This is a genomic window from Stenotrophomonas sp. FR010 (genome assembly GCF_047520755.2).
Taxonomy (GTDB): Bacteria; Pseudomonadota; Gammaproteobacteria; order Xanthomonadales; family Xanthomonadaceae; genus Stenotrophomonas; species Stenotrophomonas sepilia.
The window spans coordinates 19,851-34,434 of record NZ_JAXBQT020000025.1 but is presented as its reverse complement, the minus strand read 5'-3'; the positions used below and the strand labels follow the sequence as shown (position 1 = coordinate 34,434).

The following is a 14,584-nucleotide window of genomic DNA, read 5'->3' as shown; positions in this document are numbered from 1 at the left end:
CGTGGCGGTGCATGCAGCGGGCCGAAGCAGGGACTGGCGGATCGCGGCTTGTCCCTGCCCTGCCCCGTCAAGGGCGTGGCAATCAGTTCTTGCTGCCGCCGAAGGCGGTGTCGTACTGGCTGTTGCCGGCGAACGTAGCGATACCGGCCAGGGTGGCGGCGTTGGCGCCGAAGAACTGGCCCTGGCTGTTGCCGGTGACCGAACCGTTGGCCACAGCGGTGCCGGCGAAGGACGCATCGGCGCTGTTGATGTTGGCGTTGATCGCCAGGGTCTGGCCACCACCGGCCAGGCCGCCGGTCAGCTTGCCGGTACCGAAGTTCGCGGCGAAGGTGCCGCTGAGCAGGTTGCTGCCGTTGAACTTGTTCAGGCCGGCCACCGCGTACGTGGCGGTGCCGCTGGGCAACGTGGTGCCCGCGCGGTCGCCAGCGAAGTACACCTGGCGGTTGTTGAAGCCACCCGCGGCGCCATCCTTGGACCATTCACCGAACCACACATCGCCACTGCCCACCTTGACGAAGTTGAAGTGGCCCATGCCGGCATGGTTGCCGGGGGTACCGGTGATCGGCATGGCCAGCGTACGTACGGTCACGTTGCCCACGGTGGTGGGGGCCGAGTATGCGGCCAGGCCCTGGAAATCGACCGGCTTGGCGTTGGAGACGGTGCCGACACCGATGCCGGCCTTGCCTGCGCTGTGCGGGCCGCCGTTGACTTCAGAAGCGCCGACCTTGACGTACAGCTGCGAATCGGTGGCCGGGCTGGCCGCACCGACGATGTCGGCAGCCTGCGCAGCACCGGCCAGGGCAAAGGTGGCGGCCACGGCCAGTACGGAACGGGAGATCATCTTCATGGAACTACTCCTTGGGTTGAGGGAACTACGGGTACAACAACGGAACAGGTCATCAGAAGCGCGCGGTGACACCGAGCTTCAGCGTGCGCCCTGGCGCCGGCAGCGTGGAGCGCGTGGCCGGGTCGACGTAGTAGCGGTTGCCGAGGTTGGTGCCGACCAGCTCGACGCTGGCATGGTCGTTGATGCGCCAGCGCGCGTAGGCGTCGACGGTGGTGATGTTTCCCCAGGTGAACGGCACGTTCTGCCAGATCAGGCCACCACTGCCGGCGTACAGGCGGTCACGGTAGGCCTGCAGGTCCGGGTTCTGGTGGCGCTGGTAATGCACGATGCGGCTGCCCAGCTCCAGGCGCTCATCGAACAGCCGGGTGCCCAGCGACGCGTTCACCGACAAGCGGGGAATGGCCTGGGTCAGCAGGTAGCCACTGACGAAGCCGTCCTGCACGCAGTTGGGCACCTTGCCGGCGAGTGCATCGAGCTGCACCGCCATGCTTTCGTCACAGACCTTGTTTTCCAGCGTGCGGGTGATGCCCAGGTCGGTGAAGAAGCGGTGGTTGTCGAACCGGGCCTGCAGCTCCACGCCGCGGATGCGCTGCTTGTCCAGGTTGTCGAACAGGAAATTGCCGTCGCGCTCGATGACGTTGCGGGTCTTGTGCACGTAGTAGGCCAACTTCACGTCGGCATCCGCGGTGTTGCCGAACAGCGCCGACAGGTTGTGCACGTAGCCCACTTCGTAGTTGTAGGCGTGCTCGGGCTTGAGCGGGTACAGCGGGTTCAGGCTGCTGGAGAACGCGATGGTGCTCTCGAACATGCTGGGGAAACGCACCGCCTCGCTGTAGCGGACGTAGGCGCGCGCATCGGGCGAGAAATGCGCGGTGGCCGAGAAGGTCGGCAGCCAGGCATGGTCGCGCCTGCGCTCATTGCGCCCGGACACCGTCTGCGGCCGCCCGCTCTGGATGCTGCACAGGATCTGCGCACCCTGCACCGGCAACAGCCCGGGAATGGCCGCCACCTGGCCATTCAGGCAGGGGTTGCTGGCACGGCTGTAGTTGCCGTCCGCATCCGGCAGCCACGGAATGGTGTGGTCCACCGCGACCGGCGTCTCATACCTGCTCAGCAGGCCCTTCAGCAGATCATCAACGATGAAGCCCATGCCGATGCTGTCCCAGAACGCGCGCTGCGACTCGATGGCGTCGATCTCGCCCTGCAGGCTGGCCGGGCGTTCGGGCAGTTCGTTGACGCGGTAGCGGGCCTCCTTGGGGAGCACCGAGGTGGTCATCAGTTCCGGGTGGTCCTGCAGGAAATCATCGAAGGCCCAATAGCGCGCGTAGCGCACACCGGCACTCAGGGAGAGGAAATCCGCGGGCCGCCAGTCCAGCACCAGGTAGCCTTCGCCTTCCTGGCGGCGCCCCGCGCGCGGATACATGCGCCAGCCATCGCTGACGCCGAAGTACGGGTCCGCCGAGCGCAGTTTCTCGAACTGCCAGTTGCCGCCCACGGTCAGGTCCAGGGTGGAATGCAACGCGAAGCGGTTGCTCAGGGTCAGGCCGGTGCGGTCGTTGCGGGCATTGGCCAGCGCGGTATTGCGCAGGATCGGGCTGCTGCCGGGGTTCCAGTCGGGGTTGCTGGCAAAATTGGGGAAGCCGCCAGCGGTGTACGTATCGCTGGTGGTTTCGGTGCGCCACAGGTTGGCACGCAGGTCCAGCCAGCGGCTGCCGGCGGGCTGCCAGTGGTATTCCAGGTTCCAGGCATCGGCATCGACGCGGCTGAGTGGCCACTGGATGCGACCGTAGTCGGGCGCGGACAGGATGCGCGAGGGCATGATCTCGCCGTAGTGCGAGAGCGTGCGCCGCCAGGTCGCGCGCAGCTGCTGGTCGTCGTTGATCTGCCAGGTCGCTTTCAGCAGCCACGATTCCTGCTCGCTGGAGGTATTGGGCACCTCGTCGCCGGGCTTGAAGTAGCGCGCCAGCGTGGTGATGTAGTCCAGGCCCTTGTACTCGAACTGCTCGCGCGGATCCTGGTCGTAGTACGCCGCGCCCCGGGTGCCGGAAAAGTAGTTGCCGCGCTTGCGCCAGGCATAGGCCGCCATCAGGTCCACGTGTTCGCCACGCAGGCCCAGCGCCAGCCGCCAGGCCTGGTCTTCCCCGGCGAACACATGGGCTTCAGAACCGCGCGACTTCACCGGCACCAGCAGCGTGCTGTCGGCATACGGTGCAGAGGGCGAGCCCTGCGGGAACCCGGGCACCGTGCGGTAATCCTCGCCGGTATGCAGCTGCGGCAGGCGTGGTGCCACCGCATTGCTGCTGCCTTCGATCTTCAGCTCCCCGCCGAAGCGCTCGCCGGCAGCAACAATGTCGTCAACGTCGATGGTCTTGATCACCAGCGCGCCACCGATCCCGCTGTGCACATCGCGCACCAGCCCTGGCCCCTTGATGACCTGGATGCCACCGATCAGGTTGGGATCGATGTAGTTGCGGTTGCTGACGCCGTTGTAGCCGCGCCAGACCGTGAGCGCCTGCTCGCCACCGTCGATGCTGACCGGCACCCGCCCCGGCCCCTGGATGCCGCGGATGTTGATGTCCAGCGCGCCGCTGTTGCGCGCATCACCGCTGAACACACCGACCAGATCCTTGACCACGTCGGCCGGGTTGGAGCCGCGATAGCGCTCCACCCGGTCGCGCCCCGAGTACGCCGTGGTCAGATCCAGCGCGAACACATCATCGTAGCCGCGCCAATCGCGGGCCTCACCCCCTTCCGACTGCAGGCGACCGGCCACGTCCAGTGTTTCGGTCACCCGCACCCCCTCCCCGTCCCCTTCCCCCGCCTCCGCTGCGGCGCGCAGGCTCCAGGTACCATCCATGCCGCGCTGCGCACGCACCCCACTGCCGCGCAGCAGCTGATGCAGGGCCTGCATCTGGCTGTACTCGCCGCTCACCGCGCTGGATCGACCGCCCTCCACCAGGTCACTGCGGAAGACCACCTGCACATCGGCCTGGCGGCCAAAGCTGCGCACGGCATCGGCCAACGGTTGTTCCGGAATGGCGTAAGTGCGCAGCGGTGCGGCCACCGCCGCTTGCGCCTGCACCACCGGCACCCAGGCCAACGGCAGCAATGCGGTGGAGATCGCCAAGGACAGGACGGTAATGCGACGATGACAGGCGGATGCCGTGGACGGCATGGACAGGAACTCCTCAAGCGGGGCGGGACCACGGGCACGACCGGTGCGCGGTGGTGTGTCTGGCTTGAGAAGAAACGCGGTTTCGCTCTGGCTATACCTCTATAGACAGCGGGGTACGACGACCGCCCACGGTTTTTTCATGTTTTTTCATGCAGCCGGTTCATGCGTGCTCCGCGGGCGCTTCACCACACCAGCAACGCACCACCGGGCAAGCGCTGCACCCGCAGTCCCGCCTGCGCGGCCACGGCGTCGATGGCCGCTTCCGGCTGCTGCAGATGGAACAGGCCGCTGACCCGCACGCGTGCGCCCTGCCCGCCCACCACCCAGACCGGGGCACGCCGGTAGCGGCCGAGATCGGCGATGGCCTGCGCGGCAGGCAGACCGTCGATCACCACCTCACCGCGACGCCACGGCGCCATCGCCTCCGGCGCGGCCTGTTGCAGCGGCTGCAGCCAGCGCCCGTCACGGAACGCCCGCACCTGCCCGGCGCGCAGGCGCTGCACGCTGCCATCGCCCGGGCGCACATCGACCACGCCCTCGCTGACTTCGGTGGTAATGGTGGCGCCCTGCATCGACACGCTGAACGCCGTACCGATATCGCGGATCTGGCCACCGCCGGCCTCGACCTGGAACGGTCGCTGCTCATGCGCCACCTGGAACCAGGCCTGCCCGCGCAGCAGCTGCACGCGCCGCTGCTGGCCATCGAACGTGAATGCCAGTGCGGTGCCGGCATCGAGAACCGCCGTGCTGCCGTCGTCCAGCCGCACCACGCGCGGCGCATCACTGCTGCGCACATCGCTGCGCGCCAGCAGCAACGCGTGCGGTGCGGCCGCGACCATCAGCACTGCGGCCGCAGCACTGGCGAGCAGCCAGGGCAGACGGCGGCGCGGTGCGATCGGGCGCAGCCCCTGCTGATCTGCGGTCAGCTCGGGCAGCGCGGCCAGCACCTCCGGCCCGGCAGCGTCCAACCGCTGCCAGAAGGCCTGCTGCTGGCGCCAGGCCCGCGCGTGGCGGGGATCGGCCTGCAGCCAGCGCTGCAGGGCTCGTTGCTGGCGTTCCGGCAGCGGGCCTGCACTGCGCAGTATCACCCAGCGCAACGCCTGCCTGGCCTGACGCGGCGAGGGTTCGGAGGTGGTCATGATTGTGGCCTGCCGCACCACGAACGGGTGCGCTTTCCTGTTGTGACAACGGCGGGCGCGATCTGCCCACGGTAATCGCCGCTCATCGACGCATTCCCTGCTGCTGTTGTTGGATCAGCAGCGCTGCGCGCAGCACATGCTTGCCGACCAGGCTCTTGGAGATTCCCAGGCGCGCGGCGATTTCGCGCTCGCACAAGCCCAGGTAGCGGTTGAGCACGAAGCACTCGCGCACCTGGGTCGGCAGGGCGAGGATGGTCTGGGTGATCTCGCGCAGCTGCGCCTGGTCCAGCGCCTGCGCCTCGCCATCACGGCTTGCCTCGGCCATGTCGACGGCGTACTCGGCCATGGCACGGCGTTCGCGGGCGTCGGCCTGGCTGCGATTGAGCGCGTGGTGATAGGCCATCCGGTACAGATAGCCGCGCGGCTCCAGGATGGGCGGATCGCCGGGCACGCTGCTGGCCTTCAGGTACAGGTTCTGCAGGGTGTCCTCGGTACTGGCCGGGTCGAGATAGCGTGCGATGAAGCGGGACAACGCGCGGCGCTCGCGGATCAGCAGCTCGACCAGCGCCAGGGCATTGGGAGACATAGGTGCCAAGGCCGGACCGGGGAATGATGGGCGTGATGGCGACGGTCCGGACGTGGATTGTGGGCTGCGCGGCCGCAGGCGGCAAGCCGCGGGCTCGTTCATCCACGCATGGCAGGTGCTCTGCGAACTGCAGCGCGACTGGGCCCGCTCGGCAACGGTCCCGGATTTCATGAACCTCTTCATCGCAACCGGTGGTACCGCGGGCATCCAGTTCTCGTACGATCGTACCGAGTGATGGGGTGGCGGCCCCGGTCCTGGCTGGGGCCGCCCTTTTTGGCGCAGTCGAGCGTGGCTCGACGCCACAGACAGATGGAGAACGTGATGGCCTACGCACGCATTGTTTCGACCGCCGACAACTATCTGCACCACATCAGCAACGGCAGCTTTGATGTGGATGCGGACGAGCCTGCCTCGCTGGGTGGCCAGGGCAAGGGCTTTGCGCCGTTCGACCTGTACCTGGCCTCGCTGGCGGCGTGTACCGCCATCACCCTGCGCATGTATGCGCAGCGCAAGGGCTGGGATCTGGGCGAGTTCCATGCCGAGCTGCGCTCGGAACGTGACGAGGATGGACGTTTCCACGTGCACCGCGTGCTGCATGCCAGCGCCGAGCTGAGTGATGCGCAGTGGCAGCGGTTGCTGGAGGTGGTGGAGAAGACCCCGGTGACCCTGGTGATGCGCGAGGGTGCACGCATCACCAGTGAGCGCGGGGGTGCTGCGTAACCCCATCCACGCATGGCGTGGATCTACTGTAGAGCCAAGCCCATGCCCGGCTCTGCAAAAGGCTCAGCGCCGTGAATGCAGTACGGTGCGCTGGCGCATCGCGTTGAATTCCTGCTCTACCTGCTGGATATCCTCGGCCTGGAACCCGGCCGCGTAAGGCTCAGCGCCGTGAATGCAGTACGGTGCGCTGGCGCATCGCGTTGAATTCCTGCTCCACCTGCTGGATATCCTCGGCCTGGAACCCGGCCGCGTCCAGCAGCTGGTCGGCGGCGGCGGCGGCCAGCGGATCATCGTCACGCTGGCGCCAGCAGCGCGCTGGCAGGAAGTAACCCACTTCGCTGCGCCCGCGCATGATCACCACCGGCCGGCCTGCATACAGCAGGAACTCCGCCAGGTGCTGGCGCAGCCCCTCCACCGAGACATAGGCCGGGCCGATGCCCAGCGATCGGCTGGACGGTTCGGAACTTTCGAACAGCTTGCGACGGCTCATCCACTCCTCCTTATGTGCAGCGCGTGGTCTCCTTTCCCTAGACGGGCGCATCGCTGCGCCCCCGCCACGCACTACGTGATCCGCATCACGCCGTCACTCAGAACCCGGTATTGAACTCCAGCTGGAACACGTCGATCGACAGTGGAGCACCGGACACTTCCTTGGCCGCCATCCACTTGCCGCTGATCCAGCTGCGCGCGTCCAGCGCGTAGGCGCCGCCCACGTAGTAGCCGCGGGCGTTGGTGCCTCCGAGGTGGAAGTTCGGGTCGTTGTAGGCGTCCGGCAGCGCATCGGCCTCGATGCGCTTGTAGCCCAGCAGCGCCTGCCACTGGCCCTTCTCCTTCAGGTCGGTGGCACCGAAGGTGGCCTGCACCATCCAGGCGGTATCGCCGCTGCGGAACGTATCGATGCCGGCGGTGCCACCGGCACCGTAGTTGTTGACGATGCCGCTGTTGGCGCGGATGAACATCTTCTGCTTGTCGTAGGCCAGGTTGCGGATGTAGTCGCCATCCAGGCGCAGGCCGATGCCCTGGGCCAGCTGCGTATCCCAGCGCAGGTTCAGCGTGGCCAGGCGGAATGCCGAGGCCAGGCCGACATACTGCGGGGTGGGCGTGTTGGCTGGATCCAGCGGGTTGCGTGCGATGTCGCGGATCAGCATGAGGGTGTTGCCCTTCTGCATGAAGGCCGGGCGCGACCAGTCGGTGTCGCAGCCGACCGCGCCTGCGTACAGCGCGCACGGCGAGGACAGGCGGCCGCTGATGTTCTTGAAATCGTAGTAGCCCAGCGCTGCGCGCAGCGCGTTGTCGTCGTTGAAGCGCCAGTTCACGCCCACCTGCGCACCGGACAGCCACTTGTTCTCGTTCGGGGTCTTGACCCGGCTCTGGCTGGGCGCGCTGTCGGAGGTGTACTCCAGCGGTACCACCGCGAAGTTGCCGAACAGGCCAAGGTCACCGCCGTCCAAGTCGTACTGCAGGTTGGCGGCCAGGCCATCGAAGTTCAGGTCGTTGGAGAACAGCGTATCGCTGGTCCAGAACGGATTGCCGAAGCGGCCGCCGCGCACCGTCACCCAATCGGCCGGACTGTAGGCCAGCCAGGCCTGGTCCAGCCACACGTGCTTCTTGCTCAGGCCACCGCCCAGCTGCTCGGTGGTCGACACCGGGCCATTGCTGCTGCCGCTGGCCAGGCGCACGCCGGCCGTGGTGTGCTGGCCGATGGTTGCCTCGATGCCCAGGCGCGCACGGATGCGCCACAGGTTACGGCGGTCCTGGCGGGTGTTCAGCAGCGGCGGCAGCTGCAGGTTGGTGTTGGTGTTGGTGTCGAAGCCGTTGCCGGAATTGATCGACGACCAGTTGCTGACGATGTCGCTGTTGCGTTCGGAGAAGAAGCGCGACTCGCTGCGCACGCGCATGTCACCGGTGACCTTGATGCGCTTGGTCCACTCAGCCACTTCGTTCGGCGCCGCCCAGCCCTCGGACCTGGCCTGCGTCATCACCTCCTGGCGCACCTCGTCACGAATGCCGTCGCGCACGCTCTGCGGTACGTACGGCACCCGCACGTCACCGGGCTCCAGGGCCACCCCACCACTGGCGGCCGGTGTCCCGGCGGCCGCGGTGTGCTGCAACGCCGCTGCTTCGGCCTGCGCCTGCACCAGCAATGCCTGGCCGTCTTCGGGCTTCAGCGCACCACTGGCGATCAAGCCCTTGATCAGCTTGACCATGGTGGTTTCGGCGGCCATCGCACCGGCCGGGGCGGCCAGGCTGAGCAGCACGGCGCAGCACAGCAGCGCCCGTCGGGCCGGCCGCGGGCGGCGGGAATCGGTTCGTGCGCGGACGTGGTCGTTCATCACGGTTCTCATCGAATGAAGGGAAATCACGGAGTTCGAGGAATCAGGCCCCGGGCCGGCGGCCCTGGATCAGGACGCGGGCGGGGAAATCAAGCGACGGCGGCGGTGCCTGGTCGACCTTGCCGATGCGACGCAGTGCATCGAGCACGGCCGCGTCGGCCTCCTCGTTGCCACTGCCACGCACCAGCTCGACCTTTTCCAGGCGACCATCGCTGGCCAGCCACACATTCACCTGCAACTGGAACGCCAGGCGCTTGACCTTGTCGTCGCGCGACATCGCCTGCTGCATCAGGTAGCCGAGGTAGCGCCCATAGGTGGCATTGCCGGCACCGCCACGACCGACACCGGACGAACCGCCGCCGCTGCCGGACTGGATGCCGAAGTTGTCGCCACCGGCCTGCGCGTCGGCATTCATCGTAACCGGATCGCTGTTGTCCGGGGTCGGCGTCGGCTCTTCGGCCGGCGTCGGCTGATCCAGCGGCTCCGGTTCGGGCATCGCCTCTTCCGGCGGCGTTTCCGGTTCCGGCGGTTTCTCCGGCGGCGGCGGGGGTGGCGGAGGCGGTGGCGGCAACGCCAGCATCGGCGGCTGCACCACCGGCCGGCGGGTGCTTGCGGTGTCCTTGAACAACAGCCACCACAGCGCGACGCCAAGCACCAGCAACGCGAGCAGCACCAGCGCGACGGTCACCAGCAACGGGCGACCACGCATGCCGGGCTCCGGCCGAGGGGGTTGATGGGCGGTCATGCCTCAGCCCTGCGCCTTGCCGGTGACCAGGCCGACCTGGGCCAGCTCCAGGCGCCGCAGCAGGTCCAGCACCTCGACCACGCGGGCGTACTGCACCTGCGCGTCACCGCGCACGATCACCGGGAAATCCGGCGTAGTCGCGCGCTCGGTGCGCAGGCGGTCTTCCAGCTCGGCCATCGTCACCGGGTAGGCATCCAGGAACACCTGCCCGCTGGGGTCGATGGTGATCGCCTTGGTCTTCGGCTTCTCCAGTGCAACGCTGTTGCTGGCCTTCGGCAGGTTGACCTCGATGCCGGGGATGGAGGCGTTGCTGGTCAGGATGAAGATCACCAGCACCACCAGCAGCACGTCGACGAAGGGCGTCACGTTGATGCCCTTCTCGCGCTTCTTGATGCCGAACTTCGCCTTCTGGCCCATGGCGCGCCCCTCAGCCCTGGACCGCGGCCGGGCCGCGCCCGTCCTGCTCTTCGGCCAGGCGTGCGGCGAACTCGTCGATGAACACTGCCATGTCCGCACCGATCGCTTCGGCACGCGCGCCCAGGTAGTTGTAGCCGAACAGTGCCGGGATCGCGACGCCGAGGCCGGCCGCCGTACACAGCAACGCTGCGGCCATGCCGGGTGCCACCGAGTTGATGTCGACCGCGCCGGCCATCGCCGCCACCACGAACACCAGCATGATGCCGATCACGGTGCCGAACAGGCCCACATACGGGGCTCCCTCGATGGTGGTCGACAACCAGTTCATGCGTCGTGCCATTGCCTCCTGCTCACGCACCATCACCGCATCCATCGACGCGCGGATCGCCGCGATGGTGGCGCCACTGAGGTAGCCACTGTTGCCGTCGCGCTGATGGCGCTGCTGCATTTCATCGATGGCCACCTGATAGATGCGCCACAACGAACCGTCGTGCATCGCGGTGGGGGCCTTGCCCTGGCGGTCCATGTCGGACAGGGTGCGCAGCGGCACACCGGACAGCTTGCCGAAGCTCTCGGTGAACACTGCGTTGGCCTTGCTGGTACGGCCGAAGTGCCGCCCCTTGGCGATCATGATCGCCCACGACAGCAGCATCATCAGGCCGAGGATCGCGACCACCACCCAGGCGTCGAACGGCATCGCCTTGAGGATGAAGGCGAAGTGGCTCTGGCCGGTGGACTGCTCGTCGGCGCCGTAGCTGATCAGCCGCGAATCGGCACCCTGTGCGGTGGCATCGGCCAGCAGCAGCGCGGCCGGCCGTGCCACGCGCGAGATGCGCAGTTCATCCAGCGCACCTTCGAAGTTGGCCAGTGGCTGCACCGCGCCCGGCGCATCGGCACCCACCACCGGAGCCGTGCCCAGCGTCGGCAGCGCACCGCTCAGCTGGGCAACGACGCGCCCGTTGAGGTACAGCTGCAACGCGCCCTTCTCTGCCGTCAGTGCAACGTGTGCCCACTGTCCTTCCGGAACCGGCTGCGCGGGCCTGCTGCGCTGGCCATTGAGCTGCACGAACGGCACGCGGTTCTCGATGCCCAGCACCAGTTCGGACGCGCCGTCGCGACGCGCATAGATCGCCTGCGCCGCAGTGTTGCCGCCCGGCTTGATCCAGGCGGAAACGGTGAGCGGCGCGCCCGCTTCCTGAGCCAGCGAGGCGCTGGCCGGCAGCGGCAGCGGACCGGCGCCCAGCTGCACGCCACGGCCGATCACCGAGCCTTCCGCCGGCGCTGCCACGGCACCGGCGTTGTTGCCGTAGGCGGTGGTATCACGCGCCGGGGCGTTGGCCTCGGCAAAGTGGTAGACCAGCGTATAGTCCGGATCGAACACCTGCTGGCCGTTGCCGCTGGCCGGGGCCTTTTCATTGCCGTAGTACATCCAGATCGTCTGCGGCGCGGCGGCACTGACCGCCGGCACGTCCACCCAGACCAGGGCCAGGCCCATCTGGGGATCGAACTGTTCGATCTGGTGGGCCAGCACGGTACGGCCATCACCCGAGACGAAACGCAGGTCGTTGCCCGCATCCTGGGTGCCGTCGAAGCCGAAGTTGCCGGTATGCAGGCGCAGCAGCAGCGGCGTGCGGCCCGGGTCACCGGCCAGGCCCGCGCCCTGCGGTCCGGCGTCGATGGTGATCGGCTTGCGGTACTTCCATTCGGCCTGCCACCAATTGGCATCGGCCGCAGCCGCCGGCAGCGCAACCAGCGCGGCCAGCAGCAACAACACTCGGGAAAGCAAACGGTCCATGCGAAGGGTCTCCGGAGAACGCATGTTCAAGGGAAGGGTCAGTAACTGGTGCTGATGTTGAAATGCAGGCGCGGGTCGTCCTTGCGCGTGACCGGGCCATCGGCATACGGCCAGGCGTAGTCCAGGCGCAGTTGCAGGTGTTCACCCAGGCGCAGCTGCGCGCCCAGGCCGACCGAGGCCAGGTTGTACTTGTCGCGCTGTTCGGGCAGCGGCTGGCGCAGGCGCAGGTAGGCCGCGTCGGCAAAGCTGTAGACGCGCAGGTCGGTGCCGCGCCACAGTGACCACGCAGGCGTGCGCCATTCCAGGCTGGCCAGGCCGCCGTAATCGCCGATCGCCTCGGCCGACAGGTAGCCGCGCACGGTGTACATGCCACCTGCGGCGAACTGCTCGGCCGACACCAGTGGCGCATCGGTTACCTGCAGCGAGCCGCGCGCATACCACTGCCAGTCGCTGCCGAAGGTATGCGTGTTGGCCACGTCGGCCTTGAACGCCACGAAACTCGGGTCGGCCCAGTAGCGCTTCTGCCCGAACGCAGTGGCGTCGCTGCCGTAACCGAACAGGCGGCGGGTACCGGCCACCAGCTGGGTGTTGATGCTCAGCTGATCGTGCTCGCCCTGGCGCACGCCGACGAAGGCCAGGGTGATCGGCGCGTACTTCAGCGGCGTCTTCAGGCTGTCCTTGCCCATCTGCGTGTCCTCCTCGGTGTCCTTGAAATCCACGCCGAGGCTGAGCTGGCGCCACCACTGGCTGCTGCCCGGCAGGCGGTAGTTGAGCTTGAGGCCGATCGAATGGCCGTTGCCGATCACATTGGTGCCGGTGCCGGTGCCGACCTGCCCACCTGCATTCAACACGCGGCTGTCGGATCTGTAGCCGGAGGCTTCCAGGCTCCACGGCGTGCCTTCGAACGGCATTGTGTACGAGGCCGAGAACACCTTGGCCTGCTTCGTGTCTTCCGGCGCCAGATACACGCCAAGGTTGGCGCTGTGCCCACGCTTCCAGAGATTGTCGTAGGCCAGCGAAGCACTCAGGCGCAGCTTCTCGGTGTCGGCGCTATGGTCGTTGTTGAGTGACGCACTGGCACGCCACGGCGACTTCTCCTCGACCTGCAGGTCCACATCCATCGTGCCCGGCACCTGGCCTTCGCGCACCAGTGGCATCACCTGCCGGCGCCCGCCTTCGTTCAGTGCGGTCAGTTCCTTCTGGGCCTGGTCAAAGTCCGGAACCTTGCCTTCCGCCAATGCCGGCACGCGTTCACGAATGCGTTCGGGCGATTCGTGGCGGGTACCGACCACGCGCAGCTGGCCGATCGGCGTCTGCTGCACCTTCAGCAGCACCACGCCAACGCTGACCTGCTGCTCGGGCAACTCGACGTAGACCGACTGGTAGCCGGCCTGCTGGTAGAGCGCGTGGATGGCATCGCGCGCCTTCTCCACATCGCCCAGGGTCTTGCCTGGGCCGAGGAACGGTTCCACCGCGCGTTCAATCTCCCGCGGATCGAGCACCGTGTTGCCGCGCACGATGAATTCGTTGATGTTCACGCTGGGCGCGGGTGCTGCCTCCTGCGCGAGCAGCGGCAGCGGCAGCGCTGCCAGCGCCAGCATCAACGGATGCAGGCGCAACGGAAGGCGAACGGCTCGGCACGGGACAGGAGTCATCGAAGGCATCGCGTCGTATCGAAGGGAGGGGCCAGGGAGCGGCGCGTGGATCTACCAACAGGACGTGTACATCGCGTCAAAGCCGCCAACAGTTTTGTGACAGCGCTGTCATCTTTTGACAGCGCCGCAACGCACGCAGGCGGACCCAGCCTTGGCTACCCGTCTTCATTGCAGGACATCGATTGCTGCGGGAGATTCGAGATGCGTGAATCGTTGATGCCGCGCCTGCGCGCTGCCCTCGCCCTCGCCCTGCTGCTGGCGCTGCCATCGGGTCGCGCCGACGAGGCGAAGAAGCAGCAAGAAGCTGCGCGCTGCATCGAAGTACAGGTCAACGGCGAGCGGATTCCGGCCTGGGACTGCCTGCAACGCAAGCTGGCGCCTGCGACAAGGCCGGCGAAGTCGGCGGCGCTCCCCGAAGCCGAACGCCTGATGCGGCAGCCTGGCAACCAGCTGATGCAGTACAACCTGGAAGGCACGCGGCAGCGCATGGGCGATGCGTTCGGTCGCTCGGTGGTGCCGCAGCGACCTGCGCGCTGAGCCTGCGCCTCTGTAGCGCCGAGCCCCTGCTCGGTTGTCTTTGTATCCGTCGGCGAGGCCAAGCTGAAGCAGCCGAGCGCAGGCTCGGCTCTACAGGGCGGCCGGCACGATGCCATCGCTCGGCACCGGTGGCAGCGTGGGCACCGCCAGGCTACGCGGCTGCCCTGCCTGGTTCAGCTCCACCATGTTGGCACTGATGCTGGTCAGCACCATACAGGGCCCCAGCCGCTGGCCCGGCGCGTAGGCCTCGGCAGGACGCCCATCCACCGACAGCAGCGCAAGCGGTGCGTGGTCGCCGGCCATCACGCCCAGCACCACCACCTCGGTCTGCACTGCGCCAGGAGACAACAGGCGCACCAGCGGCAAGCTTGCCACCGCATCGAACATCCGCCTAGCCGGCGCATTGGCATGCGCTTCGCTGGCGGCCGCCACGGGCGCTACCGCAGACAGAGTGACGCCCCAGTAGGCCACTACGGCCAGCAGCAGCGCCGCCGCCAGCAGGGTCAGTATGCGATTGCGATCCCAGCACCTGCCATCCATGTTCCGCACCGTCGCCACGTTCGTCCCTGCCCACGCTAGCAGCTGCGGCTGACGCTTTTGTTTCATCATGCAGGCCTAGGCTGGTAGGCATCGGC

13 protein-coding genes are annotated in these 14,584 nt (G+C 67.4%); 2 read left to right on the top strand and 11 right to left on the bottom strand.

The genetic code is table 11. The annotated features are described in order from the left end of the window. Window positions 1-82: 82 nt before the first annotated feature. The 4 genes from ACM0PK_RS18485 to ACM0PK_RS18470 form a co-directional block, all read right to left on the bottom strand. Window positions 83-847: a Slam-dependent surface lipoprotein gene (locus ACM0PK_RS18485; protein WP_414607870.1), complete on the bottom strand. Its 765-nt coding sequence runs from the start codon at window positions 845-847 to the stop codon at window positions 83-85. A 52-nt stretch (window positions 848-899) separates the two neighbouring features. Further along, on the bottom strand, window positions 900-4,022 hold the full coding sequence (locus ACM0PK_RS18480) for a TonB-dependent receptor (protein WP_414607869.1): 3,123 nt from the start codon (window positions 4,020-4,022) through the stop codon (window positions 900-902). A 182-nt stretch (window positions 4,023-4,204) separates the two neighbouring features. Then, the gene (locus tag ACM0PK_RS18475) at window positions 4,205-5,161 is read right to left on the bottom strand and encodes a FecR family protein (protein ID WP_180884258.1); all 957 of its coding nucleotides are present in this window, start codon (window positions 5,159-5,161) and stop codon (window positions 4,205-4,207) included. An 82-nt stretch (window positions 5,162-5,243) separates the two neighbouring features. Next, the gene (locus tag ACM0PK_RS18470) at window positions 5,244-5,747 is read right to left on the bottom strand and encodes an RNA polymerase sigma factor (protein WP_414607868.1); all 504 of its coding nucleotides are present in this window, start codon (window positions 5,745-5,747) and stop codon (window positions 5,244-5,246) included. 321 nt (window positions 5,748-6,068) lie between these two features. Here ACM0PK_RS18470 and ACM0PK_RS18465 point away from each other — a divergent pair, with 321 nt between their 5' ends. Continuing rightward, window positions 6,069-6,467 carry an OsmC family protein gene (locus ACM0PK_RS18465; RefSeq protein WP_005416759.1) on the top strand — a complete coding sequence of 133 codons (399 nt, stop codon included), beginning with the start codon at window positions 6,069-6,071 and terminating at the stop codon, window positions 6,465-6,467. A 160-nt stretch (window positions 6,468-6,627) separates the two neighbouring features. On the opposite strand, the gene ACM0PK_RS18460 is transcribed toward ACM0PK_RS18465, so the two are convergent. The 6 genes from ACM0PK_RS18460 to ACM0PK_RS18435 form a co-directional block, all read right to left on the bottom strand. Next, window positions 6,628-6,957 (bottom strand): hypothetical protein, encoded by a 330-nt coding sequence (locus tag ACM0PK_RS18460; RefSeq protein WP_005416760.1) that lies wholly within the window; start codon window positions 6,955-6,957, stop codon window positions 6,628-6,630. A 97-nt stretch (window positions 6,958-7,054) separates the two neighbouring features. Next, on the bottom strand, window positions 7,055-8,800 hold the full coding sequence (locus ACM0PK_RS18455) for a putative porin (protein WP_414607985.1): 1,746 nt from the start codon (window positions 8,798-8,800) through the stop codon (window positions 7,055-7,057). 43 nt (window positions 8,801-8,843) lie between these two features. After that, window positions 8,844-9,509 (bottom strand): cell envelope integrity protein TolA, encoded by a 666-nt coding sequence (gene tolA / locus ACM0PK_RS18450; protein WP_414607984.1) that lies wholly within the window; start codon window positions 9,507-9,509, stop codon window positions 8,844-8,846. A gap of 39 nt (window positions 9,510-9,548) precedes the next feature. Further along, complete coding sequence (locus ACM0PK_RS18445; RefSeq protein WP_005409874.1) at window positions 9,549-9,962, bottom strand: ExbD/TolR family protein; 414 nt, start codon at window positions 9,960-9,962, stop codon at window positions 9,549-9,551. A gap of 10 nt (window positions 9,963-9,972) precedes the next feature. After that, window positions 9,973-11,757 carry a DUF2341 domain-containing protein gene (locus tag ACM0PK_RS18440; protein WP_111200550.1) on the bottom strand — a complete coding sequence of 595 codons (1,785 nt, stop codon included), beginning with the start codon at window positions 11,755-11,757 and terminating at the stop codon, window positions 9,973-9,975. A gap of 38 nt (window positions 11,758-11,795) precedes the next feature. Next, window positions 11,796-13,412 (bottom strand): ShlB/FhaC/HecB family hemolysin secretion/activation protein, encoded by a 1,617-nt coding sequence (locus ACM0PK_RS18435; protein ID WP_414607983.1) that lies wholly within the window; start codon window positions 13,410-13,412, stop codon window positions 11,796-11,798. A 201-nt stretch (window positions 13,413-13,613) separates the two neighbouring features. Between ACM0PK_RS18435 and ACM0PK_RS18430 the strand changes: the two genes are divergently transcribed. Continuing rightward, window positions 13,614-13,949, top strand: coding sequence for a hypothetical protein (locus ACM0PK_RS18430; RefSeq protein ID WP_111200552.1), 336 nt, complete (start codon window positions 13,614-13,616; stop codon window positions 13,947-13,949). A 90-nt stretch (window positions 13,950-14,039) separates the two neighbouring features. On the opposite strand, the gene ACM0PK_RS18425 is transcribed toward ACM0PK_RS18430, so the two are convergent. Further along, window positions 14,040-14,489 carry a hypothetical protein gene (locus ACM0PK_RS18425; RefSeq protein ID WP_414607982.1) on the bottom strand — a complete coding sequence of 150 codons (450 nt, stop codon included), beginning with the start codon at window positions 14,487-14,489 and terminating at the stop codon, window positions 14,040-14,042. Window positions 14,490-14,584 lie beyond the last annotated feature (95 nt).